Annotated in this window: 27 protein-coding genes and 2 pseudogenes; 18 read left to right on the top strand and 11 right to left on the bottom strand. The window is 61.3% G+C overall.

Annotation, left to right across the window (positions count from 1 at the left end):
- The first annotated feature begins 36 nt into the window (after positions 1 to 36).
- Together dsbG and MnOB_RS14310 are read left to right on the top strand one after the other, a co-directional pair.
- Positions 37 to 804, top strand: coding sequence for a thiol:disulfide interchange protein DsbG (gene dsbG / locus MnOB_RS14315; protein WP_077524891.1), 768 nt, complete (start codon positions 37 to 39; stop codon positions 802 to 804).
- An 87-nt stretch (positions 805 to 891) separates the two neighbouring features.
- The gene (locus tag MnOB_RS14310) at positions 892 to 1,095 is read left to right on the top strand and encodes a heavy-metal-associated domain-containing protein (protein ID WP_077524890.1); all 204 of its coding nucleotides are present in this window, start codon (positions 892 to 894) and stop codon (positions 1,093 to 1,095) included.
- Positions 1,096 to 1,317: 222 nt separating this feature from the next.
- Here the strand turns inward: MnOB_RS14310 and MnOB_RS14305 are convergent, their stop codons facing one another.
- The 3 genes from MnOB_RS14305 to MnOB_RS14295 are packed head-to-tail and all read right to left on the bottom strand — an operon-like array spanning position 1,318 to position 3,179.
- A complete protein-coding gene (locus MnOB_RS14305; RefSeq protein ID WP_077524889.1) occupies positions 1,318 to 2,028 on the bottom strand; it encodes a transmembrane anchor protein in 711 nt (236 codons plus the stop codon).
- 12 nt (positions 2,029 to 2,040) lie between these two features.
- Positions 2,041 to 2,778 carry a HupE/UreJ family protein gene (locus tag MnOB_RS14300; RefSeq protein WP_077524888.1) on the bottom strand — a complete coding sequence of 246 codons (738 nt, stop codon included), beginning with the start codon at positions 2,776 to 2,778 and terminating at the stop codon, positions 2,041 to 2,043.
- A gap of 47 nt (positions 2,779 to 2,825) precedes the next feature.
- Positions 2,826 to 3,179 carry a hypothetical protein gene (locus MnOB_RS14295; RefSeq protein WP_077524887.1) on the bottom strand — a complete coding sequence of 118 codons (354 nt, stop codon included), beginning with the start codon at positions 3,177 to 3,179 and terminating at the stop codon, positions 2,826 to 2,828.
- 102 nt (positions 3,180 to 3,281) lie between these two features.
- Between MnOB_RS14295 and MnOB_RS14290 the strand changes: the two genes are divergently transcribed.
- The 13 genes from MnOB_RS14290 to MnOB_RS29050 all read left to right on the top strand — a co-directional run bounded on the left by MnOB_RS14290 (position 3,282) and on the right by MnOB_RS29050 (position 13,778).
- Positions 3,282 to 3,569, top strand: a complete 288-nt coding sequence (locus MnOB_RS14290) for a metal-sensing transcriptional repressor (RefSeq protein WP_036991877.1) — start codon at positions 3,282 to 3,284, stop codon at positions 3,567 to 3,569.
- Positions 3,570 to 3,576: 7 nt separating this feature from the next.
- Complete coding sequence (locus MnOB_RS14285) at positions 3,577 to 4,701, top strand: nickel/cobalt efflux protein RcnA (RefSeq protein WP_077524886.1); 1,125 nt, start codon at positions 3,577 to 3,579, stop codon at positions 4,699 to 4,701.
- A 3-nt stretch (positions 4,702 to 4,704) separates the two neighbouring features.
- Positions 4,705 to 5,145 (top strand): YqaA family protein, encoded by a 441-nt coding sequence (locus MnOB_RS14280; protein ID WP_077524927.1) that lies wholly within the window; start codon positions 4,705 to 4,707, stop codon positions 5,143 to 5,145.
- Positions 5,142 to 5,879, top strand: a complete 738-nt coding sequence (locus tag MnOB_RS14275; RefSeq protein ID WP_077524885.1) for a TraX family protein — start codon at positions 5,142 to 5,144, stop codon at positions 5,877 to 5,879. The genes MnOB_RS14280 and MnOB_RS14275 overlap by 4 nt, the downstream gene beginning before the upstream one ends.
- A 428-nt stretch (positions 5,880 to 6,307) precedes the next feature.
- On the top strand, positions 6,308 to 6,508 hold the full coding sequence (locus MnOB_RS14270; protein WP_077524884.1) for a co-regulatory protein PtrA N-terminal domain-containing protein: 201 nt from the start codon (positions 6,308 to 6,310) through the stop codon (positions 6,506 to 6,508).
- A 200-nt stretch (positions 6,509 to 6,708) separates the two neighbouring features.
- Entirely contained in the window at positions 6,709 to 8,610 is a 1,902-nt protein-coding gene (locus tag MnOB_RS14265; protein WP_077524883.1) for a copper resistance system multicopper oxidase, read from the top strand.
- An 11-nt stretch (positions 8,611 to 8,621) separates the two neighbouring features.
- Positions 8,622 to 8,933, top strand: a complete 312-nt coding sequence (locus MnOB_RS29425) for a copper resistance protein CopB (RefSeq protein ID WP_077524882.1) — start codon at positions 8,622 to 8,624, stop codon at positions 8,931 to 8,933.
- Positions 8,923 to 9,972, top strand: a complete 1,050-nt coding sequence (locus MnOB_RS14255) for a copper resistance protein B (protein WP_077524881.1) — start codon at positions 8,923 to 8,925, stop codon at positions 9,970 to 9,972. Before MnOB_RS29425 ends, MnOB_RS14255 begins: the two co-directional genes overlap by 11 nt.
- 9 nt (positions 9,973 to 9,981) lie before the next feature.
- A complete protein-coding gene (locus MnOB_RS14250) occupies positions 9,982 to 10,860 on the top strand; it encodes a c-type cytochrome (RefSeq protein ID WP_077524880.1) in 879 nt (292 codons plus the stop codon).
- Positions 10,850 to 11,308, top strand: coding sequence for a DUF411 domain-containing protein (locus MnOB_RS14245; protein WP_077524879.1), 459 nt, complete (start codon positions 10,850 to 10,852; stop codon positions 11,306 to 11,308). The genes MnOB_RS14250 and MnOB_RS14245 overlap by 11 nt, the downstream gene beginning before the upstream one ends.
- A gap of 346 nt (positions 11,309 to 11,654) precedes the next feature.
- Positions 11,655 to 12,098, top strand: coding sequence for a cupredoxin domain-containing protein (locus MnOB_RS14240; protein ID WP_077524878.1), 444 nt, complete (start codon positions 11,655 to 11,657; stop codon positions 12,096 to 12,098).
- Positions 12,099 to 12,101: 3 nt separating this feature from the next.
- Positions 12,102 to 12,731 (top strand): LolA family protein, encoded by a 630-nt coding sequence (locus MnOB_RS14235; RefSeq protein ID WP_234358264.1) that lies wholly within the window; start codon positions 12,102 to 12,104, stop codon positions 12,729 to 12,731.
- A gap of 15 nt (positions 12,732 to 12,746) precedes the next feature.
- Entirely contained in the window at positions 12,747 to 13,778 is a 1,032-nt protein-coding gene (locus MnOB_RS29050; RefSeq protein ID WP_199824537.1) for an SRPBCC family protein, read from the top strand.
- 233 nt (positions 13,779 to 14,011) lie between these two features.
- Here the strand turns inward: MnOB_RS29050 and MnOB_RS14220 are convergent, their stop codons facing one another.
- Both MnOB_RS14220 and MnOB_RS14215 read right to left on the bottom strand, forming a co-directional pair.
- The gene (locus MnOB_RS14220) at positions 14,012 to 15,337 is read right to left on the bottom strand and encodes an OprD family porin (RefSeq protein WP_077524877.1); all 1,326 of its coding nucleotides are present in this window, start codon (positions 15,335 to 15,337) and stop codon (positions 14,012 to 14,014) included.
- 195 nt (positions 15,338 to 15,532) lie between these two features.
- Entirely contained in the window at positions 15,533 to 15,865 is a 333-nt protein-coding gene (locus tag MnOB_RS14215) for a DUF2790 domain-containing protein (RefSeq protein ID WP_077524876.1), read from the bottom strand.
- 351 nt (positions 15,866 to 16,216) lie between these two features.
- Between MnOB_RS14215 and MnOB_RS14210 the strand changes: the two genes are divergently transcribed.
- The gene (locus MnOB_RS14210) at positions 16,217 to 16,486 is read left to right on the top strand and encodes a hypothetical protein (RefSeq protein WP_077524875.1); all 270 of its coding nucleotides are present in this window, start codon (positions 16,217 to 16,219) and stop codon (positions 16,484 to 16,486) included.
- Between the two features lie 143 nt (positions 16,487 to 16,629).
- Positions 16,630 to 17,292 (top strand): methyltransferase family protein, encoded by a 663-nt coding sequence (locus MnOB_RS14205; RefSeq protein WP_077524874.1) that lies wholly within the window; start codon positions 16,630 to 16,632, stop codon positions 17,290 to 17,292.
- A gap of 91 nt (positions 17,293 to 17,383) precedes the next feature.
- Here the strand turns inward: MnOB_RS14205 and MnOB_RS14200 are convergent, their stop codons facing one another.
- Positions 17,384 to 18,241 (bottom strand): F510_1955 family glycosylhydrolase, encoded by an 858-nt coding sequence (locus MnOB_RS14200; protein WP_234358262.1) that lies wholly within the window; start codon positions 18,239 to 18,241, stop codon positions 17,384 to 17,386.
- Between the two features lie 134 nt (positions 18,242 to 18,375).
- Between MnOB_RS14200 and MnOB_RS14195 the strand changes: the two are divergent.
- Positions 18,376 to 18,697: pseudogene (locus tag MnOB_RS14195) on the top strand (helix-turn-helix domain-containing protein); the annotation flags it as partial.
- Positions 18,698 to 18,950: 253 nt separating this feature from the next.
- Here MnOB_RS14195 and MnOB_RS14190 read toward each other — a convergent pair.
- The 5 genes and pseudogenes from MnOB_RS14190 to MnOB_RS14170 all read right to left on the bottom strand — a co-directional run bounded on the left by MnOB_RS14190 (position 18,951) and on the right by MnOB_RS14170 (position 26,446).
- The gene (locus MnOB_RS14190) at positions 18,951 to 19,913 is read right to left on the bottom strand and encodes a L,D-transpeptidase family protein (protein ID WP_077524872.1); all 963 of its coding nucleotides are present in this window, start codon (positions 19,911 to 19,913) and stop codon (positions 18,951 to 18,953) included.
- A 73-nt stretch (positions 19,914 to 19,986) separates the two neighbouring features.
- Positions 19,987 to 20,170 (bottom strand): annotated as a pseudogene (locus MnOB_RS29235) (hypothetical protein); the annotation flags it as partial.
- Positions 20,171 to 20,547: 377 nt separating this feature from the next.
- Entirely contained in the window at positions 20,548 to 23,718 is a 3,171-nt protein-coding gene (locus MnOB_RS14180) for an efflux RND transporter permease subunit (RefSeq protein ID WP_077524871.1), read from the bottom strand.
- Positions 23,715 to 25,196 (bottom strand): efflux RND transporter periplasmic adaptor subunit, encoded by a 1,482-nt coding sequence (locus MnOB_RS14175; RefSeq protein ID WP_077524870.1) that lies wholly within the window; start codon positions 25,194 to 25,196, stop codon positions 23,715 to 23,717. Before MnOB_RS14175 ends, MnOB_RS14180 begins: the two co-directional genes overlap by 4 nt.
- Positions 25,193 to 26,446, bottom strand: coding sequence for a TolC family protein (locus tag MnOB_RS14170; RefSeq protein ID WP_077524869.1), 1,254 nt, complete (start codon positions 26,444 to 26,446; stop codon positions 25,193 to 25,195). Before MnOB_RS14170 ends, MnOB_RS14175 begins: the two co-directional genes overlap by 4 nt.
- Between the last annotated feature and the right edge of the window lie 62 nt (positions 26,447 to 26,508).

The raw sequence follows: 26,508 nt of genomic DNA, 5'->3' as shown, positions 1-26,508 counted from the left end.
GGGGGCCCTAGCGATTACGTGAGAGAGGCCTCAGCCATGATGCGCCACAAGTACTTCCCCCTGTTGCTCACCTTTGTCAGCTTTCTGCTCGCCGCAGTCACCCAGGCCGCGGAGCTGCCAGCGCCCATCAAGGCGATTGAGGCGCGCGGCGTCACCATCGTGGGCGAGTTCACGGCACCCGGCGGTCTGCGAGGTTATGCCGCGCGCTATAACGGCCAAGGGCTGGCTCTGTACCTCACGGCCGATGGCCAGCACGTGCTGGTGGGTACCCTGTTCGATGCCCAGGGCGAGGATCTGACGAGTGCAACGCTGGACCGTCTGGTTTTTGAACCAATGGCCAAGGAGGTGTGGGCACGTCTGGAAAAGAGCACTTGGATTGCCGATGGGCGCAAGGATGCCCCACGCATCGTCTACATGTTCGATGACCCGAACTGCCCCTACTGCAATAAGTTCTGGCACCAGGCGCGCCCGTGGGTTGAGTCCGGCAAGGTCCAGTTGCGCCACATCATGGTGGGCCTGCTCAGTCCCGATAGCGCCGGCAAGTCCGCGGCGCTGTTGACGGCCAAGCAACCAGAAGCCGCGCTGAAACAGCATGAGGTGGCCGGTGGCGGGAGCTCACTCAAGGCTCTGGAAACGGTACCCAGCACTGTCCAGGAACAACTCGACGCCAATCTTGCGCTGATGACTGAGCTGGGCAGCGAAGCAACGCCCACGATCGTCTATCGCGATGCCAAGGGCCGCCTGCAAATGCAGAAAGGATTACCGCCAGCTCAGGCCATGCCAGAGCTTCTGGGACCGAAATAAACCCCGGCCGGGGTTGACCTTCCCATCATGTCAAGGTCGAAGCTGCATGGGCGGCAAGAGTTGCCGGTCCAGCATGAGAGGCCCGCTATGTTCGTCTTGGAAGTTTCCGGTATGGGGTGTGGCAGTTGTGTCAGCAAAATCACCAAGGCCATCCAGGCAGCAGATTCGGAGGCCAAGGTCACAGTCGACCGCGCAGCAGGCAAGGTGACTGTTGAAAGTGCCATCGGCGCCGATCGTGTAAGGGAACTGGTGGAAACGCAGGGTTATCCGGCCAAGATCGACTGCAAGTAGCGCCGAACTGATTGTTTCTGCGAGACGATAAGGGTTTCCATCATCTCGTAAGCCAGCAATTGCGGTTAAGTTCCAACTCCACATGAGGCGCATACTTTGACTTGTTCTCGGCGAATTCAATCTTTGCACGGTAGCGTGTCATCGTGACCTTCCTTGCTCCGTTTGCAGGCTCTCCAGCTGCCTGTCTTCCGAAACCGGCCCCTTGCGGGGCCGGTCCTGTTTTTAGATCACACGCTTGATGCTGATGTAATCGCCCTGGGTTCGCAGGGTGACGGTAACCGGCTTGTTGGTGCGGTTGCGCCAGAACCAGCCATGCTTGCCGTCGAAGGCGGCCTCCAGCACGCCCGAGTCTTCGGAGGTGGCGCGGCCCTTGCCATAGCCGTGGTAGAAGTCGCGCGGGGCGCCGTAGGGGTCGCCGTGGGTGTCGTAGTTCACCGCGCCGCCATTGGCGGACCAGAGGTAATTCACCTTGGCGCCTTTCTTCATTTCCAACTTGATCTCGGCCCCCTGGTTCGGGCTCAGGGTAACGCTCATCTCATGCTGTAGGCCCGTGACCTGGGGCTCGGCAGCGGGTTGTTGAGCCTCAACCGGCGCGGTCTGAGTCGGGGCTGGAGCGGCTTTGGCAGGAGTTGGGGCTGACGGAGTGGTAGGCTCGACAGCGGCCACGGCCGGCGCCGTATCTGCCGAAGCGGGCTCGGCCTTGGCTGCTACCGCTTCGTCGGCAACAGCCTCCTCGGCCAGTTGCAGTTTGATTTCGCCCATCTGGGTCAGGCCCAGGACACGACCGACACCGGTGGGGTCGATGGCGTATTCCGAGGGCATGACCACGGTCACCAGCAGCACGCCGGCGGTGATCAGCGCGGTCACCGTGGAACGCAGCAGTTGGGCCGAAGAAGGAAGTTCGTTAAGGGTCGGAAGCTTGGTATTGAACATGGTCGGGAATCCTTACTGGGAGACGATGAGGCCGATGAGCTGGTAGCCCATCAGGAGGAAACCGGCGCTCATCATGGCGACGTTGGCGGTGTAGGCGTGGCGCCAGAAGCTGGCGGTACGCCGCCAGTAGCCCATGAGAATGAGGATGGTGCCGAGGGCCAGCAGTTGGCCGATTTCGACGCCGACATTGAAGGCGATCAGGTTGGGAATCAGGCCGTCCGGGGATATCTCGAATTCCTGGATCTTGGTGGCCAAGCCGAAACCATGAAGCAGGCCAAAGATCAGCGTGGCTGCATGGGTATCGGGCTGGTAGCCAAACCAGCGCTGGAAGGCGCCCAGGTTGTCGAGTGCCTTGTAGACCACCGAGAAGCCGATGATGGCGTCGATGACGTAGGCACTGATGCTGACGCTGGTCAGCACGCCGAACAGCAGGGTGACCGAATGGCCGACCGCGAACAGGGTGACGTACAGCCCCACGTCCTTGAGTCGGTAAAGGAAGAAGATCACGCCGAAGAGGAACAGCAGGTGATCGTAGCCGGTGATCATGTGCTTGGCGCCCATGTAGATGAAGGGCAGCAGCAGTACGCCGGTACTTTCCTGGATGAAGCCCTTGTCGCCTTCGGGCACGCCGTGGGCGAGTGCGTCGGGCATGGCCGCGAAGAGCAGGGCGAGTGCCAGCAGGGGCAGGAGTAGCGGCCGACGCAGGCGCGCGATAATGGCGCCCACTCCGCTCTGGGATTGCGATTGCATTGAGGTAGTCCTGGTTGTAATGGTCTGGAGCCGCTAAGTGGCTGCGTTCAGAGCACGAACCGGGAACGTGGAGGCCTTTCGATGAGGAACACCGGACCGTTGGGCAGCGACAGCTGCGAACGGGCAGCGGGAAGGCTGCGGTGAGGTTGCGCTGGGAGATCCAGCCGCGCGTTGAGGTGCGGGGTTTCGTGCAGATGATCGACGGTGTAAGGCGCGTGGTAATGGTCGCTACAAGCCTGGCAGCTCAGCGGCTCAACGTCGTCGTGCGAATGGCCATGCGCGACCTCAGAGGCGGGCTGGTTGACGTTGGACAGCAGTGCGGAGGCGTGTCCGACCCAGCCCATGAGCATGGCCAGGAGCAGCGCTACTACCACCTGTGTTCTGACAGCGTTGCCAAGCATTTCCGCTCTACCAGCCCCGAAGAATGACTGTTGGGTGTGTTTGCTATATCCCCCCCGGGGGGATAGGATGCGACGGTCAATATCGTTGCACGGGGTTTTGCGATGAGCAAGCACGAACATGGTCATCAGCACCAAAGTCATAGCGAAATCGTCAAAAGGTTGAAGCGAGCCGAAGGCCATCTGCGCAGCATCGTCACCATGATCGAGGACGGCCGCGCTTGCGTGGATATCGCCCAGCAGCTGCATGCGGTGGAAAAGGCTGTCTGCCAGGCCAAGCGCACGCTGATCCAGGATCACATCGACCACTGTCTTGAGCACACCGTGGGTGCGCTGACCAGTGGTGAGCGTGCACCCCTGGAAGAGTTCAAGCAGATCACCAAGTACCTCTGAGACCACCATGTCCAGCTTCGCCGAATTGCTGCAACAGGGCCCGGTCCACGCCTGGCTCTACATCCCCAGCGCCATTCTCCTGGGCGCGCTCCATGGCCTCGAACCCGGTCATTCCAAAACCATGATGGCGGCGTTCATCGTGGCTGTGCGCGGCACGGTGAAGCAGGCGATCCTGCTGGGGCTGGCGGCGACCGTCTCGCACACTGCGGTGGTCTGGCTGGTGGCCATGGCGGGCATGTACCTGGGCCAGAACCTGGATGCCGAAACCACTGAGCCGTACTTCCAGCTCGCGTCCGCCGTGATCATCGTGAGCATTGCGCTGTGGATGCTCTGGCGGACCTGGCGTGGCGAGCAGATGTGGCGCTTCGAGCAGGACGATGACCATCACCACGACCACCCACATGACGAAAGCCGACGCATCGACACCGGCCATGGGCGTGTTGAACTGTCGATTTTCGAGGAAGGGGTGCCGCCACGCTGGCGGTTGAACGTGCTCAGTGGCCACGCTTGGGCGGCCGGTGAGGTGGCCTTGCAGACCACCCGAGCGGACGGACGCATGCGGCGTTTCGCCTTTGCCGAGCGCGGTGGCTATCTGGAGTCCGTGGACGAGATTCCGGAACCTCATGAGTTCAGCGTCCGGCTCAGCCTGGGCCACGGCAATCACTCCCACGACTACGACCTGGACTTCTGCGAACAGGGGCACGAGCACAACCATGCTGAGCTGGAAGGGCTGGAGCTATCGCTGGAGGGCTACCAGGATGCCCACGAGCGGGCTCATGCCAACGATATCCGCACGCGCTTCGCCAATCGAAAGGTGACGACGGGGCAGATCATCCTGTTTGGCCTGACGGGAGGACTGATCCCCTGTCCGGCCGCCATCACCGTGTTGCTGCTCTGCCTGCAAGTGAAAGAGGTCGCCCTCGGCGCGGTGCTGGTGTTGTGTTTCAGCATTGGCCTAGCCCTGACGCTGGTGAGCGTGGGTGCGGCGGCGGCCATCGGTGCACGGCAGGCCTCCAACCGCTGGCCCTGGCTGGGCACCGTGGCGCGTCGCGCGCCCTATCTATCCAGCTTGCTGATCATTGGCGTGGGCATCTATGTCGGCATCCATGGCTGGATGGGACTGAGCGCGTAGGTGGTGTGGGAGGTAACCGGCTACCTGGGGCTGTTCCTGGCGGCATTCGGCGCCGCGACATTGTTGCCGTTGCAATCGGAAGCCGTGCTGGTGGGACTGCTGCTCAGCGAGCAGTACAGCGTTCTGGCACTGCTGCTGGTGGCCACCAGTGGCAACGTCCTGGGCTCGCTGGTGAACTGGTGGCTGGGGCGGTCAGTGGAGCACTGCCGTCACCGCCGCTGGTTCCCGGTCACCGAGGCCAAACTGGACAAGGCCCAGCAGGCCTACCACCGCTATGGGCGCTGGTCACTGCTGGCGAGCTGGGTGCCGATCATCGGTGATCCCCTGACCGTCGTCGCAGGGCTGATGCGAGAGCCACTGTGGAGCTTCCTGCTGATCGTGACCTTGGCCAAGGCTGGTCGCTATCTGGTACTCGCCGCATTGACTCTGGGGTGGGCGGGATGAGGATACCAACTCATTCGACAGCAGTCCCTGATCGCGATGGCAGCCTGGATCTCATCAAATGGGCCGCCATGCTGACCATGCTGATGGATCACCTTCGCTATCTCTGGTCAGATGCCGAGTGGTTGTTCATTGTCGGTCGGGCCGCTTTCCCGCTGTTTTGCCTGGGAATCGCAGCTAATGTCGCCCGTACCCGTACTGGGGACTTGTTCAACGACGGTAACGTTCGCTACCTCGGCTGGCTCATGGTCTTCTCGGTGCTATCCGAATTGCCCTACCGCCTGCTTTCCCCTTTGAGCAGTACCCTCAACGTGATGCCAACCCTGATGCTCGGGCTTCTGCTGGCGTGGGGCGTATATCACCGCGACCGTACGAGCGTTATGTTGGCGATAGCGACGTTGTTGATCACCACCGTTCTCCATTCACGCCTGATGTATGGCGCTGTCGGGGTGCTGTTGCCCGCCGCACTGCTACTAGCGATCAAACGCCCGTGCTGGTGGTGGCTACTCCCGTCGACGGTGGCGGTGTTGGCCAATAGCCGCAATCGCTGGTTGGCCGACTCGGGACTCACCCTTGAGACCGTGGCGATACTCACGACGGCATTCGCCACGCCGCTCTGGGGACTTTGGCTACTTCGCCAGAGGATTGCCCTGGATATCTGGCCGGTCCGGCGCTGGGGTTACTTCTTCTACCCCGGCCATCTGGTGGTGCTTCAAGTCCTGCGGCTCGCTTTGTAGCGATTGTCGGAGGTCTACGCGCTGTCCTCTTTGGCGATTTTGAAGCACAGGCAGACACTGATGCCTTCATTTGAACTTGGGAAATCACGTCCTTAGGACGTTGTCATTAGTCACCGGCTCTGCCTGTGACGATTGCTGGACTGAAAGGTGTACGACATAGGTGGCCAAAGAAAGCCGGACCGAATGCTTTTCGTAGGCTGGTGCTGAGCTTGCGAAGCCCAGCGATGTGCGGGTTGTTGGGCCTCGCTGCGCTCGGCGCCAACTTTCTACAGAGCGAGCAGGAGGCTTCACAAGCAGGAAAGGCCAACCTTACACAACTGTAATGTTCAGCTCAGGTTGCTGACAGCACGGGGTGGTTAAGGTGGCTTCGAGTCTGATACTCAGCCCGTACCTACCGGGCTAACCCGTACATATTCGAGGATACCCACATGAAATCCATGAAAGCTCTGTTTGTTGTTGCCGCCCTGACTGCTTCGTCCTTCGCTATGGCCGCTGGTGGCGGTGATCGGACCATGGCGCGTGCTGACAAGCTCGCCCAGGCGTCGATGGAAGCCTACCGCCTGGAGCAGCAGAAGGCCGAGTCGTCGGTCGCTGAAAAGGCCAAATCGGCTGAACATGCCAACTGCTGAGTCGGGGCGCGTTGGCCAACCTTACAGAAATGTAATCTTCTGAAAGGTTGGGATGTGGCAGCTTGTATGCTCGCGGGCGCGCGCCTCAAGGATGGCCGACCGCGGGCAAGCCCTCTAGGGTGCAGGAATCACCTGGTGCGGCAGCCTAATCGCGTTGGTTGTTCAGCGCTGGCTCCATTGACTCATTGGACATACACGGCATGCATTGCAAAACCTCAAGGCGAACCTTCGTCAAGGGCCTGGCCGCCGGCGGCATTCTGGGGGGACTGGGCCTTTGGCGTACTCCCGTCTGGGCGGTGACCAGTCCTGGTCAGCCCACTGTGCTGAGCGGTACCGAATTCGATCTGTTCATTGGTGAAACCCCAGTGAACATCACGGGCTCCGCGCGTACGGCCATGACGATCAATGGCACCATTCCGGGGCCAATTCTGCGTTGGCGTGAGGGTGACACCGTCACTCTACGCGTGCGCAACCGCCTGAGCGAAGACACCTCCATTCACTGGCACGGCATCATCCTGCCGGCCAATATGGACGGCGTGCCGGGCTTGAGCTTCCACGGCATCGCCCCGGATGGCATGTATGAGTACAAGTTCAAGGTCCACCAGAACGGCACCTACTGGTACCACAGCCACTCCGGGTTGCAGGAACAGATCGGCGTCTACGGCCCCATCGTGATCGAACCGAAGGAACCCGAGTCGTTCCAGTACGACCGCGACTACGTGGTGATGCTGAGTGACTGGACCGACGAAAATCCGGCCCGCGTCATGGCCAAGCTGAAGAAGCAGTCGGACTACTACAACTTCCACAAGCGCACCGTTGGCGACTTCATCAACGATGTGAGCGAGAACGGCTGGGCTGCCAGCGTGGCGGACCGGAAGATGTGGGCCGAGATGAAGATGAGCCCCACCGATCTCGCCGACGTCAGCGGCTACACCTACACCTACCTGATGAACGGCCAGGCGCCTGACGGCAACTGGACCGGACTGTTCAAGCCGGGCGAAAAGATCCGTCTGCGCTTCATCAACGGCTCAGCCATGAGCTACTTCGACGTGCGCATTCCGGGGCTGAAAATGACCGTGGTGGCGGCCGACGGCCAGCACGTCAAGCCGGTGAGCGTCGACGAGTTCCGCATCGCCGTGGCGGAAACCTACGACGTCATCGTCGAACCGACCAGCGAACAGGCTTACACCATCTTTGCCCAGTCCATGGATCGCACCGGCTATGCCCGCGGCACCCTGGCCGTGCGTGAGGGCCTGAGCGCTGCGGTGCCTGAGATCGATCCCCGTCCCTTGATCGGCATGGGTGACATGGGCATGGACCATGGCAGCATGGGCGGCATGGGCGGCATGGATCACGGCAGCATGGGGGGGATGGACCACAGCGCCATGCAAGGCGGTATGGCCGGCATGGATCACAGCAAGATGGCTGGGATGGACCACAGCGCCATGCAAGGCAATATGGCCGGCATGGATCACAGCAAGATGGCTGGGATGGACCACAGCGCCATGCAAGACAATATGGCCGGCATGGATCACAGCAAGATGGCTGGCATGGACCATGGCAGCATGGGTGGCCAGATGCAGGCCCACCCTGCCTCCGAGACCAACAACCCGCTGATCGACATGCAGACCATGACCCCAACCCACAAGCTGGACGATCCGGGGATTGGCCTGCGCAACAACGGCCGCCGCGTACTCACCTATTCCGACCTGCGAAGCACTTTCATCGATCCGGATGGCCGCGAGCCCAGCCGCACCATCGAACTGCACCTCACCGGCCACATGGAGAAGTTCGCCTGGTCCTTTGACGGCATCAAGTTCTCCGATGCCGAGCCGCTGCGCCTCAAGTATGGCGAGCGCGTCCGCATCACCCTGGTCAACGACACCATGATGACCCACCCCATTCACCTCCACGGCATGTGGAGTGACTTGGAGGATGAGAACGGCAACTTCATGGTCCGCAAGCACACCATCGACATGCCGCCGGGCTCCAAACGCAGCTACCGCGTCACGGCGGACGCTCTGGGTCGATGGGCTTACCACTGCCACCTGCTGTTCCACATGGAAATGGGCATGTTCCGCGAAGTCCGTGTGGACGAATGAGGAATCTTTCAATGAGCGAAATTATGAAGCGCAAGACTTTGATGGGCAGTGCGTTGGCCATGGCTGTGGCCGGGGGCCTCACCGCCGCATTGATGGTTCCGGTAGCCCTCGCCGGTGAAGGTAATACCGACCAGCAGAAAGGTCAGGCAGCCCAGGCGCAGCAAATGGACCATAGCCAGATGAACCACGGGCAGATGGACCACAGCCAGATGAATCATGACCAGATGCAAGGCATGGATCACAGCCAGCTGAAGGATCACGGCTCGATGAAGCACGAGCACAACGCGGACGAGGCTAAAGCGGGCCAGGATCATGATCAGTAGGATTTCAGCTCCATCTGCCCTAGCGCTGCTGGTCTCGTTCAGCGCCCTACATGCAGGCCTGGCGAGCGCTGCCGAGGAAATGGATCACAGCAAGATGAACCATGACCAGATGCAGGGCATGGATCACAGCAAGATGGACCATAGCCAGATGCAGGGTATGGACCACAGCAAGATGGACCATAGCCAGATGCAGGGTATGGATCACAGCCAGATGGACCAGGGCCAGATGCAAGGCATGGACCACAGCAAGATGAACCATGACCAGATGCAGGGCATGGACCACAGCAAGATGGACCAGGGTTCGGCCGAGACAGCCCCCGTCACGACCAGCCGGACGCCTATTCCGGTCCTGACCGACGCCGATCGCGAAGCGGCCTTCCCGCCGCTACCTGGGCACGGCATTCATGACAGCAAGGTCAACACCTTCTTCCTGCTCGACCAACTGGAGTATCAGGACGCCGACGAAGGAAGTGTGCTCAGTTGGGATGCTTCCGGCTGGATTGGCGGAGACGTCGACCGCCTATGGCTGCGTTCGGAAGGTGAGCGTACTAACGGGGTGACCGAGGAGGCCGAAGTTCAGGCGCTCTGGGGACACTCCATCGGACCTTGGTGGGATGTCGTCACCGGTGTTCGCCAGGACTTCAAACCCGGGTCGCCACAGACCTGGGGTGCCTTCGGTCTCCAGGGCATGGCGCTCTATGCGTTCGAGGCTGAAGCTACCGCTTTCGTTGGCGAGAATGGCCAGACCGCTGCGCGGTTGGAAGGCGACTACGACATTCTGCTCACCAATCGGCTCATCCTGCAGCCGACCGCAGAAGCGAATTTCTACGGCAAGAACGATCACGAGCGTGGCGTTGGCTCGGGCCTGGCCAACACCGAAGTCGGTCTGCGCCTACGCTACGAAATCCTCCGTGAATTCGCCCCGTACATCGGTGTCACGTGGAGCCGTTCCTACGGCAACACCGCCGACATGCTGCGCGACGAAGGTGAGGACGTAGACGAAGCACGCTTTGTTGCCGGTATTCGGATGTGGTTTTGAGAGGCCGACATGAAAAGAACAATTAAGACCTTGGCCATTGCGAGCACTGTGGGTTTTGTTGGAGTCATGGGCGTGGCGTATTTCGGCCTGGTCAATGTGGGCGCCGATGATCCGCACCTGGCCCCCGTCCACGCGTTTCTGACGATGGCCCGGGAGCGTTCGATTGAAGTGCGGGCGCGGGATCTGGAGGTGCCGAATCTGGAGGATGAAGCGCTGATTCGCGCCGGCGCCGGCAACTACAACTCCATGTGCATCGGTTGCCACCTGGCCCCCGGCGTGGCTCAAACCGAACTCAGTCAGAGTCTCTACCCTGCGCCGCCAAATTTGACCAAGGTCGGTGTGGATGGCAGTCCTGCTAGCGCGTTCTGGATCATCAAGCATGGCATCAAGGCCACAGGCATGCCGGCCTGGGGCAAGAGCATGGGTGACCAATACATCTGGGGCATGGTTGCCTTCCTGCAGAAGCTTCCTTCCCTGGACGCTGAGCAGTACCGCACGCTAGTGGCCAGCAGTAGTGGTCACCAGCACGGCGGCGGCGAAACCAAGATGCACAACCACGAAGGCCAGCACGGCGACAATGTGTCCGGGGGCGGAAGCCACCATGATGGCGCGGGAGAAGATCATCATGGCGCTGAGGCGGCGAGCCAGGCAGGCGATGATCACCATGGCGCTGGGCAGGCTGCTGAAGATCACCACGCCGGTGAGTCGGCCAGCCAGCAAGAGGATCATCATGCTGCTGAATCGAATGCCCAGGGCGGCTCGGATCATAATGCCGGCGAAGAAGGTGAGGCTAACCACCACGAGATGGAGCAGGCGCAAGACGAAGCAGCTCCGGCCCCTAAAAAGCACACCCATGCCGATGGCAAAGAGCACGTCCATGAAAGCTAAATCTCATCGCGTACTGCGGTTTGTCGCGCTCGCCTCTCTGTTCACCGTTTCCGCCGCCCAAGCAGCGGAAGCTTTGACGGTTGATGTCCACCGCAGCGCCAGTTGCGGCTGCTGCAAGAAATGGGTGGAACACTTGGAAGCCAACGGCTTCAAGGTGATCGATCATGTCGAATCGGATATGACCTCGGTCAAGCAACGCCTCGGCGTTGCGCCACGGTTGGCGTCCTGCCATACCGCGGTGATCGATGGCAAATTCATCGAGGGTCATGTCCCGGCTGCGCAAGTCGTCGAGCTCAGCAAGCGCTCTGATCTGCGAGGCATTGCCGTACCGGGGATGCCAGCCGGCTCTCCCGGCATGGAAGTGGGCGGAAAACAAGACGCCTATCAGGTCATTGGCCTGACCCAGGCAGGTACCGACCAGGTAATCGCCGACTACCCGGCCAAGTAACTACAAGTCCGACCGGCACGCCCGGCCAACCCTCAGGTTGGCCGGGCTTGCCTTCTTGGTTCCCCTCGCTTGCAACCGGCCCTGAACGGTTGGCGTCGTCCTGCTCCCTCCAGGCCGTTCGGACGGGAGCCCCCGCTGCAGCGCTGCTCTAGACTCTAAGTGGAGTGCTCGAACTTCCATGGTGAGTTCAGGATTCAGCGGAAGATCGGCACGGCAGCAACATTGTCCCGGAGGCTATGCAGCCATGTCGCGACCAATGTTCAGTTGCGCAGAGACCGATAGTGCGGACCTTGCTCAGGTGGCTTTAGAGCGCTGGCCCCGCGTCTGCTCCGCAAGATCAGTTCACATGCACGACCAGGGGAGCCAGTTGGTCACGACGACACCCGCCAAGTTACTTCAGGGTGCCATTGTCATCGCCTTGCTTTCGCTTGCCACGGAGGCTGCCGGGGCGGCAGACAGTGTCTCGCCAGCGAGTGCAGCTGCGGATGACCTGCAGCGCGTGGCTATCGTTGGTGGCAGCTATTTCTTCCGGCCTGACCATGTCGTTGTCAAAGCGGGCCGCCCCTTAGAGCTGGCCGTGCGGGTGGAGGCCGGCATCATCCCGCACCGGTTCGTCCTGGAAACGGCCGACGGAAGATCCCTGGCTGATGTGCCGATTAACGAGAAGACGAAGGTTCTGCGCTTTGCATTGCCGGCAGGGAAGTACCTGTTCCAATGCCCCAATCGGCTGCTGTTCTTCAAGAGTCATCGCGAGCGCGGGATGACCGGAGTGCTTGAGGTCAAGGAGTAGCCAGTGCGATGGAGTGCTCTGCTCATTGCGCTGCTTATCGGTGAAGCCATGGCTGACCCACTTGCCGAGGCGGTCATTCGCTTCCAGGAACTGAGCAGCTATCAAGCCACTGTGCGCTCGGTGGCAGCTGACGGCGAGCGGCAGGTCATCCGCTATTTCTTCCGTAAGCCCGGGTGGGTCAGGATGGAGTTCGCTGAGCCTCACAGAGGCGCCGTCCTGATCTACGATCCCTCGGCACGCCGTATCCACCTCTGGCCATTCGGCCTGAATAACCCCTTGGTGCTTCCCCTGGCCGCGGACAATCCCTTGATGCGTAGCCCCCGCGGCCACCGGGTCGATCGCTCCGATGTGGGCGCCTTGCTGGACACTCTCATCGCGCTACGCGCACGGGGCAACCTGGTCGCTCTGGGCCCTGCCGTGGTGTCTGAGCATCCTGCAGTGGGCATCGAGATTGTCGGCGCAGCCGCCATCAGCGTTTCCGGCGTTCATCGCTTTCAAGTCTGGTTGGCAGAAGACAGTTTGTTCCCGCTAAGGGTCAAGAGCTTTGACGTAGAGAACAAGCTGATGGAGACCGTTGACCTGACCGACGTGGCGATCGGCGTCCGATTCTCCGAGGACTTTTTCACCCCTTGAACGGGCGGATTGAGCATGGGCGGACGGGATTGTTATCACTACCACCTGATCACGCGATGGCAGCTCGATGCCCCCCTCGAATCCGTGTGGGATGCGATCTATAACGCCGAAGCTTGGCCGACCTGGTGGCCAGGTGTTCAGTGCGTCGAGACCCTCGACCGCGGCGATGCTGATGGTCTGGGGGCTCGGCAGCGCTATGTATGGCAAAGCGCGCTGCCTTACCGTTTGGCCTTTGTTACTCGGGTCACCCGGGTGGAGCGTCTGCGCCTACTGGAGGGGCGGGTCGAAGGGGACCTCGACGGAAGCGGCTGCTGGCACTTCAGCCAAGAAGCAGGACTGACCACCGTGTGCTTCGACTGGCGGGTGCGTACCACCGAGCGTTGGATGAACCTGCTCAGCCCGATGGCGGACCCCATCTTCCGCTGGAACCACAACGCCCTCATGCACAAGGGCGGCATGGGCCTGGCCAAACACCTGCATACGCGACTGCAAACGTCGGCCACACGGTCCCACCATGCAACTGGCGGACTGGGGCGTGGTGGCGGTCGGACGATGAAGCCCCTCAGCCTGCTTGGTCCTCTGCATGCTCAACCGTCGCACGTGGTCGCGGGGGTGACGGGCATTACTGCGGGCACTTTGGCGACCGCAGTGCAAATGCTCTTGTGGTGGATGGGTGGCACGCCGATGCTACCGACGCTGCTACGAGATGCCCGGCTAACCGCAGCAATCGTCCTGGGCCCTTCGATTCTGGCGACCGTTCCCGCGTGGCGCTGGGACATCCTGATGGTCGCGACACTGATTCATTTCAGTCTGTCCATCCTCTACGCTGCCATTGCCATGCTCTTCGCCTATCGTCGCGCTACTCCAGTTGCTCTCGTGGTAGGCGGACTCTATGGCGTACTGCTGTACGGCCTCAACTTGCATGCATTTACCGAACTCTATCCCTGGTTCACGCAAGCGCGGGGCTGGGACACCTGGCTGACTCATGTGATTTTCGGGATGGCCTTGATCGGCGGATGCAGGCTCTTTGAGCCTCAGGCAACGTAGGGGACCAACCGCCCGCTTGGCATTCGGCAGTGAGCTTGTTGCGTCGTTCAACGTGGCCGTATGAGCAGGTCCGTGGCGCAACAGGGTTTAGACCGTCGTCGCTCCAGCTGAGCGTTCGGACGGAAAAAAAAGAGGCGCCCGCAGGCGCCGAGGATTACCTCCAAGGGAGCACAATGGAGGTAATGGTGATGGATCTGGATGATCACCTTGCGAGCCGTTCACCCAAGTGCCGTTTACAGCACTTCAAGCGGGTATTCGACGATCAGCCGGAACTCATCCAGGTCCGACTCAAAGTCGGTGGCTCGCGTGGTGGCCTGGCGGATACGGAAGGACAGGTCCTTGAGCGAGCCACTTTGGACCACATACTTGGCCTCGATATCCCGCTCCCAGCGCTGCTGATTAGTCAGCGGATCGCCGTTGGCATCCCGGCGCATGTAGACGGCGTTGGCGTTGGTGTAGTCCGCGTCCCAGCCCTGCGCATAGCGGGTCATGAAACTCAGGCCGGGGACGCCAAAGGATTCCATGTCCAGGTCGTAACGGACCTGCCAGGACTGCTCCTTCGGCGAGTTGAAGTCGCTGTACTGGATGGAGTTGTCCAGGTAGATCGAATCGGACTGCCGCAGGTAATCGAAGTCATCGTCACCGTTGTTGCGCTGATAAGCCACGATGAGGCTGTGGGCGCCGAACTTCACCCCGGCCTTGCCGCTCCAGATGTTGTTGTTGAAGCTGCCGAGCAACTGTTTACCCTCGTCAACAGCCTTGTAGTAATTGAACCCACCAATCAGCGCTACGTCATCCGCCAGCGGATAGCTCAGCGTGGTGCCAAAGTAGTACTGGTTCCAGGCGTCCTTGAGGCGGCTGGTGTACAAGCTGACGGCAACGTTGTCATTCATCGAGTAGTCGCCGCCGAAGTAGGCGATCCAGGGCGAGTCCACCGCGCCGGCGTAGAAGGTCGCAAAACCATCCCGCATGCTGCTGGAGTTGGGCTGGCTCATCGCATGCAGGCGCCCCCCCTGCAGGGTCAGTCCATCGATGCTGGTGTTAGCCAGGGTGATACCCCGGAAGCTTTCCGGGAGCAGGCGCGAATCGCCGTATTGCACCACTGGCGTCACCGGGAACACATCACCGGCTTTGATGACGGTATCCATGTAGCGGGCTTTAACCGCACCCCCGATCTTGGAGTAGTCATCTTCGGGCTGACCAGCGCTGTTGTAGGGCATGACATCAACCGAACCGCCGGCACCTGATCGACCGTCACCCGAGTCGAGCTTGATCCCCAGCATGGCGAAGGCATCGACCCCAACGCCTACGGTGCCCTCGGTGAAGCCGGATTCGAACCGGCCCATGATTCCATGGGCCCACTCTTCGGAAAACCCGTTACCGGTGCGACTCGATTGGCCTTTGCGGAAATCGCGATTGAAATACAGATTGCGGTTGAGGATGGTAAGACTGCTGCCCTCGATGAAGCCTTCTGGCTTTGGCTCATCGGCCATTGCGCCGTGCCCAACGCCGATACCCAACGCAATGAGCGATAGACCAAACAGGCTCTTGTTGTTCATTTTCTACTCCTGGCGTGATTGGCAGTTCTTCTGTTAGTGGTTTCTTATTAAGAAGAGGTGGTGCGCTCACTCCGCTGATACGCACCACGGCCATAGTTCCACACGCCAACTAACGCGAGGATGACTTCAAAATTACTTTTCTGTCAGCAAAAAGTCAGAAAGCCAAGCTCAAAGTATCTCGATGTTATTCATTTATCAGCCGCCATGGGGACAGCCAAAGCCTTGGACGCGATACTCAATGGTGTGCAATTCGCCTTGGGGGTCCTCATAAGTCATTCGCGCTGGCACTACGCCGCAGGCACTGCTGCTGGGCGTGACGCTGACCACCTTGGCGATGTCCAGCTTCATCCCGTATTTGTAGTGTTTTACTGCCGGCGCAGCTTTACCTTGTGCTTCAGCATACTGCGCCATGGCTTTCTCATTGGACTGGAGCATTCGCCCAAATACCCGATCAGCCCCGCCTTCAGCCATCGCGAAGGATGAAACCGCCAAGAGCGATATGACTAAACCTGTTTGGAATGCTTTCATTTTGTTCACCTTAAGTTCGGTATACCCTCTGAAATGCTAGAAAGTTGACCTGTCATCAAGGTGAGATGAAAATTACATTTGTGTAAGCGTCGCGTCAGAAATCATGCCAGTTAACCGAGAACAACTTTATTAGAAACATCAATATTAGGATTGATTTCAAATTAATGGGGTGGGTGAACAAAGCGGCGCTTGACCTTACCGCAATAGCAAGGTCCAAACTGATGTGAAAGAGATGGCCAGAAGCGGGCGTAATAAACCTAGTCTCCTTAACAACTGCTGCCATCCTTACCCCTCGCGACATTCGCACGCCAGGGGAGTACCAGAACACGGTCGTGGTTCAGGAGAGTCCCCATGCGTAATCCCATTACCTACGCCACCCTTGCTGCCTTCATATCCCTTGCAACTGTTACCACAGGCTTTGCCGACCAGGCTCAGCCTGCTGCTCAAGGCAGCTCCGCAGCAACCAAGGGCGAGGACACGCACATGATGGATGGCAAGCAGATGCCGATGATGGACATGCAGGAGATGTCCAAGATGATGAAAAACTGCAATGCCATGATGGAGAGGATGAACAAGCAGATGGACAAGGCGGCTGCTCAAGGCGACAGCAAGGCCCAGTAGCGCCCTGACTCAGTCGCTGGCGTCCGCCCGAGCAATGAGGGGCCATCCGGTCTAGGCGGGGCCGCTTTCCGGGCCTCCTGCAGCGGGTTCCAACGACTGAGCTGCCACCGAAGCTCCGCTGCGTTCTGAGGAGGCGTCCGGCCATGAGCGACTTTTCCCTGCACTATGGGCACTGGTGGTGGGTGCTGGTGATGGTGCTGATTGCCTCCTGGCTGCTCTATCGCTTCGTAGCCCCGCGCAGTTGGCATGACTGGACCGGCGCCGGCCTGGTGCAGGCCTTTATCATCGCCTTGTACGCCGAGATGTATGGCTTCCCGCTAACGATTTATCTGCTGACGGGTTTCCTGGGCATCGAGCTGCCGCTGACGGGCTTCTCCGGCCATCTGTGGGCCACTTTACTGGGCTACGGCCTAGCCGGGGCCATGCTGGAGATGCTGTTGGGCGGTGTCTTCATCATCATTGGGCTGATGCTGGTGATTCGCGGCTGGGTCCAGGTCTACCGCGCGACCCTCCAGGGCCGGCTGGCCACCCAAGGGGTATATGCACTGGTCCGGCATCCGCAATACACCGGGATCATGTTGGCCGTGTTTGGGCAGATCATTCACTGGCCGACGGTGATGACGGTGCTGCTGTTCCCCCTGATCATCTATGCCTATGTGCGCCTCGCCAGACGGGAAGAAGCGCGATTGATAGAGCAATTCGGGGACGCATACCTGACCTACCGGCAGCATCTTCCGATGTTCTTGCCGCGCTGGCAGGCGTGGGGTGGTTGTCTCCGAGCGCTGTTCTCCCCGCAGCCGGATTAATCGGGGCCGGTCCATAACTGACCGAGTTCCGTGCCTACGGGACAAGGCCAGCACTCTCATCCCAACCTGCTTGCGAAGGCCCGCTAAGCGGTCATTTCAGCGTCTGACCGGCCTTGGCGATGACGCTCCAGGATTTGCCGCCATCCTTCGACACGTAGACGTCACGCTTGAAGGTGGCCATCGCCCATTCCTGCGGTTGAGTCGGGTTTTGTGCCAGGTAGGCTACGGCATCTTTTTGCAGCTCGGGCACGCTGAGCGGGGAAACCTGGCCGGTCGACAGCTCCAGCCTCGACAGCTTCGCTCCGTTGCCGTAGCTGCCGAACCACAGACTGGTGCCGTCCAGGCTGAAGGCAATGCCCAAGGCTTGTTCGCCCAAATTGAGGGCCTGGAACTGCTCGCCCGCATCGCGTGACAGATGCAAGCCGGTGCTGGTCGCCAGTGCGACCACTTTGCTGTCGGTCGGATGCACCGCCAGGGCGACGGGCGCTTCAGAGAGCCCCTGCGCGGCTGCGCGTTGCCAGTCGACGCCATCGTTCAGGCTGAAATACAAGCCGGGACTGCTCATGCGCGAGTTCGGGCGGTCGGTAAAAACGTAGAGCGCCCCATTGTCGAAGCCGCTGGCCAACAGGTGGAAGTCCGCTTCGCCCTGCAGACCCAGTTGCTCCCAGGAGCCACCACCATCAGTGCTCTTGATCACGCCGAAGGGGTTGGTCAGGCCGCTGCCTTGGGCCGGATGACCGCTGCTGTAGATTGCCCGACGGGTCACGGCATAGCCCATGTAGTCGTGTTCCGGTCCGGGGGCCTTGCTCCAGCGTCTGGCGCCGTAGATGGCCAGCCCGTGGTGGCTGGGAATGGACAGCCGTTGACCGTCCGGACTGTAGGCCAGGCCATGCACATGCATAAGGGTAACCGCCGCGTCACCGCACGCGGTGAGCAGCGCGAAGGCCATCAGACATCCGAGCGTCCTCGTTTGGCGTAGCCGCTGTTTCAGTTGCATCGCCAGTCCTCCAAGATCAATTGTTGAACCACGCCTGCCACGTAGCTGGGCGGTAACAATGGCCCCTTCCAAGCTCAGCGGCTAGCGGATTGATCGATGTGCCGGGGCGCGGTCGCAAGCCCAGCTTGCCGACAGGGGCGCTCAGCCGGGTGTTGGAGCAAGTCCCCCAGCCGCCGATCAGGCAAGTCCGCTGGAGCTGCCGGAGCATGGCACGGGTCTCCGGCATTTTCCCCGCCAGCGTGCAATTGATCAGCACTTTGAAGCGATATTCTGATATCTCATCGGGCTGTATTTGGCCCCGCCGGCCAAGGCCCTGGTGCTCCGCTGCGATGTGAAGAGCAGGTGCAGGCCCCGGAACGCACGCAACCCGACTTGCCGTTGGGAATCGGCCATATCCGCACACAAACTGGAAACAGGCTTTTCGTCATTCCGCAATTCCCAACCAAGTCTCAAAAATCAATCACTTATACGATCCATGGTGGAATTTTTGCTTTATCTCGGCATGCCCCCGTAAACGAACTATACGGACACTCCACTAGTCAACTAACGAAAGACAGGTGAGTTGGGGCAATCGACGCCCACCCCGTCGAACCCGGAATCGCCGGCAAAAGAAAAGCCCGCTGGCGCGAACGCTCAGCGGGCCTTCCCAACAGCGATCCGCTTAAAGTTCGGTATTGGACCCAGTGGCCGCAACGGCCGAATCGGGCTCGGCAATTTCCACCGGCAGTCCGTCTTCTGCCGCTACCACCTCACGCATGACATCCCACTCCAGGCGAATGGCGTTGGCCAGTTCCTCACGCTTGAACAGCGCGTTGATCACCGCCGTGTGCTTGTCCACTACCGACGGATCGCCGCGGTCGTCCAGCGGCGCATGAGCCTCCAGGTAAACCTTGCCGCCGCTCACACCGAACTTGTAGGGCTCGTTCATGATGCGCACCGGCGTACCCACCGGGGCCATGGCCGCCAGGGCCAGGACGTTGTTGTTGAGCATGCGGAAGCAGCCGTGGCTGACGCGCATGCCGATGCCGAACTTTTTGTTCGAGCCGTGGATCAGATAACCCGGCACGCCCAGGCTGAACTTGAACGGCCCGAGAGGATTGTCCGGCCCCGGCGGCACCACGGTCGGAAGCGGATCACCGTCAGCAGCGTGCTCTTCACGGATAGACTTCGGCGGATACCAGGCAGGGTTGGCCGTCTTGGCTGTAATGGTGGTAGCAGCAATTGGCGAGCCCCAGCCTTCACGGCCGATCCCCAACGGGTAGGTATGCACCACGTTCTTCCCTTTCGGGTAGTAGTACAGACGGTACTCGGCGAGGTTGATAACGATGCCTTCCCGCGGCCCCGGCGGCAGGATGTAGCGGGTCGGCAGGACGACCTCGGTGCCGGCGCCAGGGAGCCAGGGGTCCACGCCAGGGTTGGCGGCGACCATTTCCAGGTAGCCGAGGTCATTGGCCACGCCTATATCGGCGAAGGTGTCTTCATACTTGGCCTTGATCACCTGGACCTGGCCGACGATATCTTCGCCAGGCGGCGGAAGGGGCAGCTCCAGGGCTGCGACGGGGCCCGCCACCAGCAAGGACGCTAATGACAGGGAGCGGGCGACGGCTGGAAAGCGCGGCAACATCCGGGAATCCTTGTCAATTTGACTGATTTAAAGATTCAGAATTGTACACCGGCGCAGCCTCCGCCGGGAGCCCTCAGGCCTCCGACCAGACCGCGTGCTGGCCCCGCCTCTGGGTCTCCAGGGTCAAGCGACAGTTGGAGCACAGGCGCCGATCACGCTGTCCAGCCTACTCCAGCGCAGCTGCGCTGGGAGCAATCCACCGCACAGGGTATGGTCCGCGAGCCGCCAAGCTCGAGCTGGCGCGCGACCAGGTGCATGGGCCAGCTGCTGCGCCACCCACTGGCCGCAGCGGCGTCCTGATCAAAAACCAAGCGGAACATTAGGCCCGCAAAAACAAGAGGTTATAGAGCGAATGTCCTAATTTTCCGTTATCTCGGCACAACCCCTGATTCAGGCGCCGAGGGCCAGCCTCCATTCCAAAGGAGCACCTCATGAGGCTGGCGAACACAATTCCAGTTCCACCACTTGGTACTGGAACTTCGGCAAGCTGAGTCCATGTCTGCAAATGACTGGTGCGAGATCACCTGCTATGCATCGAGCCGGCCAGTCCTACCGCAACTGCTACGCCGGCTCGATTGGGCCGAGATTCGCCTCCCTGCTTCGGTGTGGACCAGCAGCGCGACAGACATGGCAGTCAGAGCTTTCTTCCTATAGTTGCTCCCTGGTGCTCGGTGGCTACGGCAGGGAGGTGCCCGCGGCGCATCAGGCGGTAGGCGGCCGGCAGGACGAACAGGGACAGCAGGGGCGCGGTGACCATGCCGCCGACCATGGGCGCGGCGATGCGGCTCATGATTTCGCTGCCGGTACCGCTGCCCCAGAGGATCGGCAGCAAGCCGGCGATGATCACCGCCACCGTCATGGCCTTCGGTCGCACACGCTGCACAGCGCCTTCGCGAATCGCCGCGAGCAGACCCTCCTCAGTAACGTCGCCGGCATCTTCGCGTTCGGCCCAGGCATTCTTCAGGTAGAGCAGCATGATCACGCCGAACTCGGCGGCGACGCCGGCCAAGGCAATGAAGCCGACGCCGGTGGCCACTGACAGGTTGTAGCCGAGCACATAGAGGAACCACATCCCTCCGGTCAGGGCGAAGGGCAAGGTGGCCATGATCAGCAAGGCCTCGTCGAACCGGGCAAAGGTCAGGTAAAGCAGGACGAAGATGATCAGCAGCGTGGCTGGCACCACCAGCTTGAGCCGGGCATTGGCCCGTTCGAGAAACTCGAACTGCCCCGAGTAGGTGAGGCTCATCCTCGGTTTCAGTTCGACCTGTTCGCTGACGACCTTGCGCAGGTCGGCCACCACCGAGGCGATATCCCGACCACGCACGTCGATATACACCCAGCCGGAGGGCCGGGCATTTTCGCTTTTCAGCATGGGTGGACCGTCGGTGGTCTTGATCCTGGCCACCATGCCCAGGGTGATTTGCAGGCCCTGCGGAGTGTAGATCGGCAACTGCTCCAGAGCCTCTGGCGAATCCCGCCACTCCCGTGGGTAGCGCACGCTGATCGGGAAGCGCGCCAGACCTTCGATGGTTTCGCCGATGTTCTCGCCGCCGATGGCACTGGCCACGATGGACTGGACGTCAGCGATGTTTAGCCCATAGCGCGCGGCGGCCTGGCGGTCGATGTCGACATCGACGTAGCGTCCGCCGGTGAGGCGCTCGGCCAGCGCCGAGCTGACACCAGGTACCGTCTTGGCGACCTGTTCCACCGCCTGCGTAACGGCATCGATGTGCGCCAGGTTGGGGCCGGCGACCTTAACCCCAATCGGGCTCTTGATCCCGGTGGCAAGCATGTCGATACGGTTGCGGATCGGTGGAATCCAGATGTTGGTCAGTCCAGGCACCTTCACCACCCGGTCCAGTTCTTCCACCAGCTTTTCCGGGGTCATGCCCGCGCGCCATTCTTCGCGCGGCTTGAACTGGATCGTGGTCTCGAACATCTCCAACGGCGCCGGGTCGGTGGCCGTCTCGGCACGGCCCGCCTTGCCAAAGACGTGTTTGACTTCCGGTACCGTCTTGATCAGGCGATCGGTCACCTGCAGCAGCTGGCTGGCCTTCTGTGCGGACAGGCCTGGCAGTGCCGAGGGCATGTAGAGCAAGTCGCCTTCGTCCAGGGGTGGGAGGAACTCACCGCCCAACCGCGAGATTGGCCACAGGGCGCTGACAAAGACCACCACAGCCACCACCAAAGTCATTTTGGGATTGCGTAGCACCCACTCCAGTGCGGGCTCGTAAATTCGGATCAGCCCGCGATTCAGCGGATTCTGCTCTTCCTTGGGAATGCGCCCGCGAATCCAGTAGCCCATCAGCACCGGTACCAGGGTCACCGACAGCGCGGCAGCGGTCGCCATGGCGTAGGTCTTGGTGAAGGCCAGCGGCCCGAACAAGCGGCCCTCCTGCGCCTCCAGGGTGAACACCGGGATAAAGGACAGCGTGATGATCAGCAAGCAGAAGAACAGCGCAGGCCCGACCTCGGCGGCGGCATCGGTCATCACCTGCCAGTGATGCTTGCCCTTCAACTCCTCGCCTGGATGGGCGGTATGCCACGCCTCGATCTTCTTGTGGGCGTTCTCGATCATCACCACCGCAGCGTCCACCATCGCGCCGATAGCAATGGCGATCCCGCCCAGGGACATGATGTCGGCGTTGATCCCTTGCTTCTGCATGATGATGAAGGCGATGAGCACGCCGATCGGTAGAGAGATGATCGCCACCAGCGAGGAGCGCAGGTGCCAGAGGAACACTGCACAGACCAAAGCGACCACGATGAACTCCAGCAGCAGCTTGTGGCTGAGGTTTGTCACCGCGCGATCAATCAACAGACTACGGTCGTAGGTGGTCACGATTTCCACGCCGGCCGGCAGGCTTTTCTGAAGTTCGTCCAACTTGGCTTTCACCGCGGCGATGGTCTCGCGAGCGTTCTTACCACTGCGCAAGATAACCACGCCTCCGACCGTCTCGCCCTGGCCATCCAACTCGGTAATTCCGCGACGCATCTCCGGCCCTTGCTGAATGGTCGCCACGTCGCCGAGGGTGACCGGCACACTGCCGCTGGCGAGTTTGAGCGGCACGGCGCGGAAATCGTCCAGTGATTTCAGGTAGCCAGTGGCGCGCACCATGAACTCGGCTTCAGCCAGGGTCAGCACGGCGCCCCCGGTTTCCTGGTTGGCCTTGCCGATGGCCTCGATCACTGCATCCTGGGTGATGCCCTGACTGGCCAGACGCACAGGGTCGAGCACCACCTGGTATTGCTTGACCATGCCACCCACCGTGGCCACCTCAGCGACGTTGGGCAGGGTCTTCAGTTCAAACTTGAGGAACCAATCCTGCAAGGCGCGCAATTGCGCCAAGTCGTGCCCACCGCTGCGGTCCACCAGGGCGTACTGGAAGATCCAGCCAACTCCAGTGGCATCCGGACCCAGCGCCGGTTTCGCGGTGGCGGGCAGGCGGCTCTGGATCTGGCTGAGGTATTCCAACACGCGGGAGCGGGCCCAGTACAAATCGGTGCCATCCTCGAAAATCACATAGACGAAGCTGTCCCCGAAGAAGGAATAGCCCCGCACCGTTTTCGCCCCCGGGACCGAGAGCATGGTGGTCGCCAACGGATAGGTGACCTGGTTCTCGACAATTTGTGGCGCCTGGCCCGGGTAAGGTGTGCGGATGATCACTTGGACGTCGGAGAGGTCGGGCAGCGCATCCATCGGCATGTTCTGAACCGACCAGACGCCCCAGGCCGTCGCGAACAGGGTGGCCAGTATGACCAGGAAGCGGTTGGCCAACGACCAGCGAATCAGCGCGGCAATCATGGCTGGCCTCCGAGCTTCTCCACGCGCTCAACCACCAGACCACTGTCGGTCTGGCGCACCGTGACACGGACCTTGTCGCCAGCCTTGATGCCAACCACCAGGGTGGGATCGGCCAGCGGGTAGGCCATGGTCATGCCCGGCATGCCCACTGTCTCGAATGGCCCATGGGCCAGGATAATGCTGGCAGCGTCGAACGCCATGACCTGCGCTTCGGCTTCGTCCCGCACGGGGGCGGCAGTGGAGGTGGGTTTGCTTTCGGTGGGCGCGGTCAGGCCCTTGAGGCTAGCCTCGGAGTCCAGCAGGAATTGCCCGGAAGCGACCACCTGCTGGCCTTCCGTGAGCCCTTGGGTCACCACGATGCGGCCGGCGCTCTCCGGCCCCAGCCGGACTTCCACCGGCCGGTAGCGCCCGCCGTCCTCAGCGAGCATGACCAAAGCGCGGCGGCCCGTGCGCATGACAGCTTCGCTGGATACCCACAGGACGCTCTGCGCGGAGGAACGATTCAAACGGACCTGGGCGGTCAGGCCGGGGCGCAGACGGCCATCGGGATTGGGCAATTCGACCCGTACCCGCAGTGTGCGACTGTCGGGGTTGGTTTCCGGCAGAATCGCATCGACTGTCCCTGCGAGCACTTCGCCAGGAAAGGCCGGCAGGCGTGCTTCAACCGCCTGGCCTTGCGCAATCGAGCCAGCTTCTGATTCCGGGACAGCAAGGCTCAGCCAGACGCTGCTCAGACCATTGATCCGGGCCAGATTGGTGCCGGCCGCCACCGTCATGCCGGCGCGCACGTCCAGTTCCTGGATGACACCACCAATCGGACTGCTCAACGTCAGAACCGGTCGGGACTTGCCGCTGCGTTCGACCTGGCTGATCAGTGCCGTCGGCATGCCCAGGAGTTGCAGCCGCTGACGTGCCGCTGCCAACAGGCTGGCATCGCCGTTGTGTTTCAGCGCGATGAACTCTTCCTGGGCGGCGGCCCAGTCCGGGATCAACAGGTCCACCAGCGGCGCTCCGGCCTTAAGCACATCCCCTGGCGCCCGGGCGTAGACCCGCTCGACGAAACCACCAGCACGCGCCTGGACCACCGCGACCTCACGTTCGTTGAGGGCCAGCACACCGACCACATCCAGGCTATTGGCAAGGGGGCCGCGAGTGACGGTGGCCAATCGCAGGCCCAAGTTCTGCGTCAGACTGGGATCGATGCTAATGGCGGTGCTGTCGGCGGCTTCGTCGGCATACTTGGGCATCAACTCCATGTCCATGAAGGGCGACTTACCCGGCTTGTCGAACCTCTGCTGCGGGTTCATTGGGTCGTACCAGTACAGCACCTTGCGTCCATCCTGAGCGGCAGAGCCGTGCTCGGCTGTCGCGTTGGAAGCGTCGTCCATGCTGGAGGAGGCGTACCAGTAACCGCCCGCCAAACCCAGGGCGATCGAAAGGCCGCTCAACAGCGCACCTTTCCAGAATTGTGCGCTCATTGGTGACTCTCCCCGTAGGTGAAGTGGAGCCTGGCGCCGGTCAGGGAACGCTGTCCCTCGACGTCAATGTGATTCAGGCGTGCCTCAATCAGCTCGCGGCGCGCTGCAATGACGGAGGACAGGTCACCCGTGCCGGCGCGGTAGCTGGCCGTGGTCAGGTCGACCTTCTCTTTCGCCAGCGGCAGCAGGCTGTCCTGGCTGCGACGGACTGAGCGGTTCAGGCGCTCGTACTCAGCAAGGTCCGCTTCCAGTTGCTGGGCGCTTTCCCGCGTGCGAGCTTCGCGCTCAGCCTCCAGTTGGTTGAGCTCGGCACGGCGGGCGGCGATCGTGGGGTTCTGCCGGGACCCTGGAAACAGCGGTAGGTCGAAGGTGAACTCCACGCTCACCATGTCGCCAAACTCACGGGCCCGGCGTTGGTAGTCGACCTCCCAGCTCCAGTCGGGCTTCTTCTCCGCCTCTGCCTCTCGAACTTTGGCTTCGGCCTCACCGGTGATGTGCGCATAAGCTGCCAGCTCAGGATTCCGCTCCAGCTTGCCGGCATACTCCGCAGCCGCAATCGGCCAGACTGGCAGTTCGCCGACCAAGGGCTCGTCCGCGGCAGGGCCGATCCAGCGGCGCAGCGCAGCACGTGCCTCGGTCTGCTGGCGAACCAGTTCGTCCTCCTGCTCGGCGAGTTGGGCCGCCTCCTGTTTCGCGGTCACCGCATCCGCGGCCTGGGCACGCCCCCCGGCAATTTGCGCGTTCACCGTAGTGGCCAGGAGCCGATTCTCCCGGAACAACTCGCCAAAGAGCGCTTGCTTGCGCTCCACCGAATAACGGGTGATCCAGGCTTCAGCTGTGCCCTGGCGAACCTTCAGGCGCTCGATGCGGCCATCGGCGGCCGCGCGATCAACGGCCGCATTGGCGACCTCACTGCGCGCCCGACGCTTGTCGCCGTTGGGCATTTCTTGCATGACCCCAACCATCTGCATGGTCATGAAGTCTTCCTTGAGGGTCCAGCGGTCGGGGCCGCCAACGGGGTAGTTCTGCACGCCGAGGATCAATTTTGGGTCTGGCAGTTCACCGGCAGGGATGGCTGCACTGCTGGCGGCTTGCAGTTTGTACGTCTGGGCGGCGAGAGATGGAGCGTTGTCCTCGGCCAGCCGCAAGGCTTCGTCGAGGGTCAAGTCGGCGGCGTGGCTAGGTGCGCCAATTACAGATGCCACCACGGCGGCGATTGGCCAGCCGGTGCAATAGCGTGTGGGGTTCATCGTCACGATTCCTGTGAAGCTCCGCTGCGCGGCATACGGCACGAACGGAGATTAGCTGCGCC

Origin of the sequence: Metapseudomonas resinovorans, assembly GCF_002003485.1 — a bacterium.
Lineage (GTDB): Bacteria > Pseudomonadota > Gammaproteobacteria > Pseudomonadales > Pseudomonadaceae > Metapseudomonas > Metapseudomonas resinovorans_D.
This window is presented reverse-complemented; position numbering and strand designations above follow the sequence as displayed.

Bases quoted from the DNA above. Each gene is read 5' to 3' on its own strand.
- MnOB_RS14265 (WP_077524883.1), top strand. From the start codon at position 6,709: ATGCATTGCAAAACCTCAAGGCGAACCTTCGTCAAGGGCCTGGCCGCC.
- MnOB_RS14170 (WP_077524869.1), bottom strand. From the start codon at position 26,446: ATGAACCCCACACGCTATTGCACCGGCTGGCCAATCGCCGCCGTGGTG.
- MnOB_RS14210 (WP_077524875.1), top strand. From the start codon at position 16,217: ATGCGTAATCCCATTACCTACGCCACCCTTGCTGCCTTCATATCCCTT.
- MnOB_RS29050 (WP_199824537.1), top strand. From the start codon at position 12,747: ATGGGCGGACGGGATTGTTATCACTACCACCTGATCACGCGATGGCAG.
- MnOB_RS14200 (WP_234358262.1), bottom strand. From the start codon at position 18,241: ATGGCCTTCGCGCTGCTCACCGCGTGCGGTGACGCGGCGGTTACCCTT.
- MnOB_RS14270 (WP_077524884.1), top strand. From the start codon at position 6,308: ATGAAATCCATGAAAGCTCTGTTTGTTGTTGCCGCCCTGACTGCTTCG.
- MnOB_RS14295 (WP_077524887.1), bottom strand. From the start codon at position 3,179: ATGCTTGGCAACGCTGTCAGAACACAGGTGGTAGTAGCGCTGCTCCTG.
- MnOB_RS14190 (WP_077524872.1), bottom strand. From the start codon at position 19,913: ATGTTGCCGCGCTTTCCAGCCGTCGCCCGCTCCCTGTCATTAGCGTCC.
- MnOB_RS14275 (WP_077524885.1), top strand. From the start codon at position 5,142: ATGAGGATACCAACTCATTCGACAGCAGTCCCTGATCGCGATGGCAGC.
- MnOB_RS14220 (WP_077524877.1), bottom strand. From the start codon at position 15,337: ATGAACAACAAGAGCCTGTTTGGTCTATCGCTCATTGCGTTGGGTATC.
- MnOB_RS14205 (WP_077524874.1), top strand. From the start codon at position 16,630: ATGAGCGACTTTTCCCTGCACTATGGGCACTGGTGGTGGGTGCTGGTG.
- MnOB_RS14250 (WP_077524880.1), top strand. From the start codon at position 9,982: ATGAAAAGAACAATTAAGACCTTGGCCATTGCGAGCACTGTGGGTTTT.
- MnOB_RS14290 (WP_036991877.1), top strand. From the start codon at position 3,282: ATGAGCAAGCACGAACATGGTCATCAGCACCAAAGTCATAGCGAAATC.
- MnOB_RS29425 (WP_077524882.1), top strand. From the start codon at position 8,622: ATGAGCGAAATTATGAAGCGCAAGACTTTGATGGGCAGTGCGTTGGCC.
- MnOB_RS14300 (WP_077524888.1), bottom strand. From the start codon at position 2,778: ATGCAATCGCAATCCCAGAGCGGAGTGGGCGCCATTATCGCGCGCCTG.
- MnOB_RS14215 (WP_077524876.1), bottom strand. From the start codon at position 15,865: ATGAAAGCATTCCAAACAGGTTTAGTCATATCGCTCTTGGCGGTTTCA.
- MnOB_RS14255 (WP_077524881.1), top strand. From the start codon at position 8,923: ATGATCAGTAGGATTTCAGCTCCATCTGCCCTAGCGCTGCTGGTCTCG.
- MnOB_RS14285 (WP_077524886.1), top strand. From the start codon at position 3,577: ATGTCCAGCTTCGCCGAATTGCTGCAACAGGGCCCGGTCCACGCCTGG.
- MnOB_RS14310 (WP_077524890.1), top strand. From the start codon at position 892: ATGTTCGTCTTGGAAGTTTCCGGTATGGGGTGTGGCAGTTGTGTCAGC.
- MnOB_RS14240 (WP_077524878.1), top strand. From the start codon at position 11,655: ATGCACGACCAGGGGAGCCAGTTGGTCACGACGACACCCGCCAAGTTA.
- MnOB_RS14180 (WP_077524871.1), bottom strand. From the start codon at position 23,718: ATGATTGCCGCGCTGATTCGCTGGTCGTTGGCCAACCGCTTCCTGGTC.
- dsbG (WP_077524891.1), top strand. From the start codon at position 37: ATGATGCGCCACAAGTACTTCCCCCTGTTGCTCACCTTTGTCAGCTTT.
- MnOB_RS14305 (WP_077524889.1), bottom strand. From the start codon at position 2,028: ATGTTCAATACCAAGCTTCCGACCCTTAACGAACTTCCTTCTTCGGCC.
- MnOB_RS14245 (WP_077524879.1), top strand. From the start codon at position 10,850: ATGAAAGCTAAATCTCATCGCGTACTGCGGTTTGTCGCGCTCGCCTCT.
- MnOB_RS14175 (WP_077524870.1), bottom strand. From the start codon at position 25,196: ATGAGCGCACAATTCTGGAAAGGTGCGCTGTTGAGCGGCCTTTCGATC.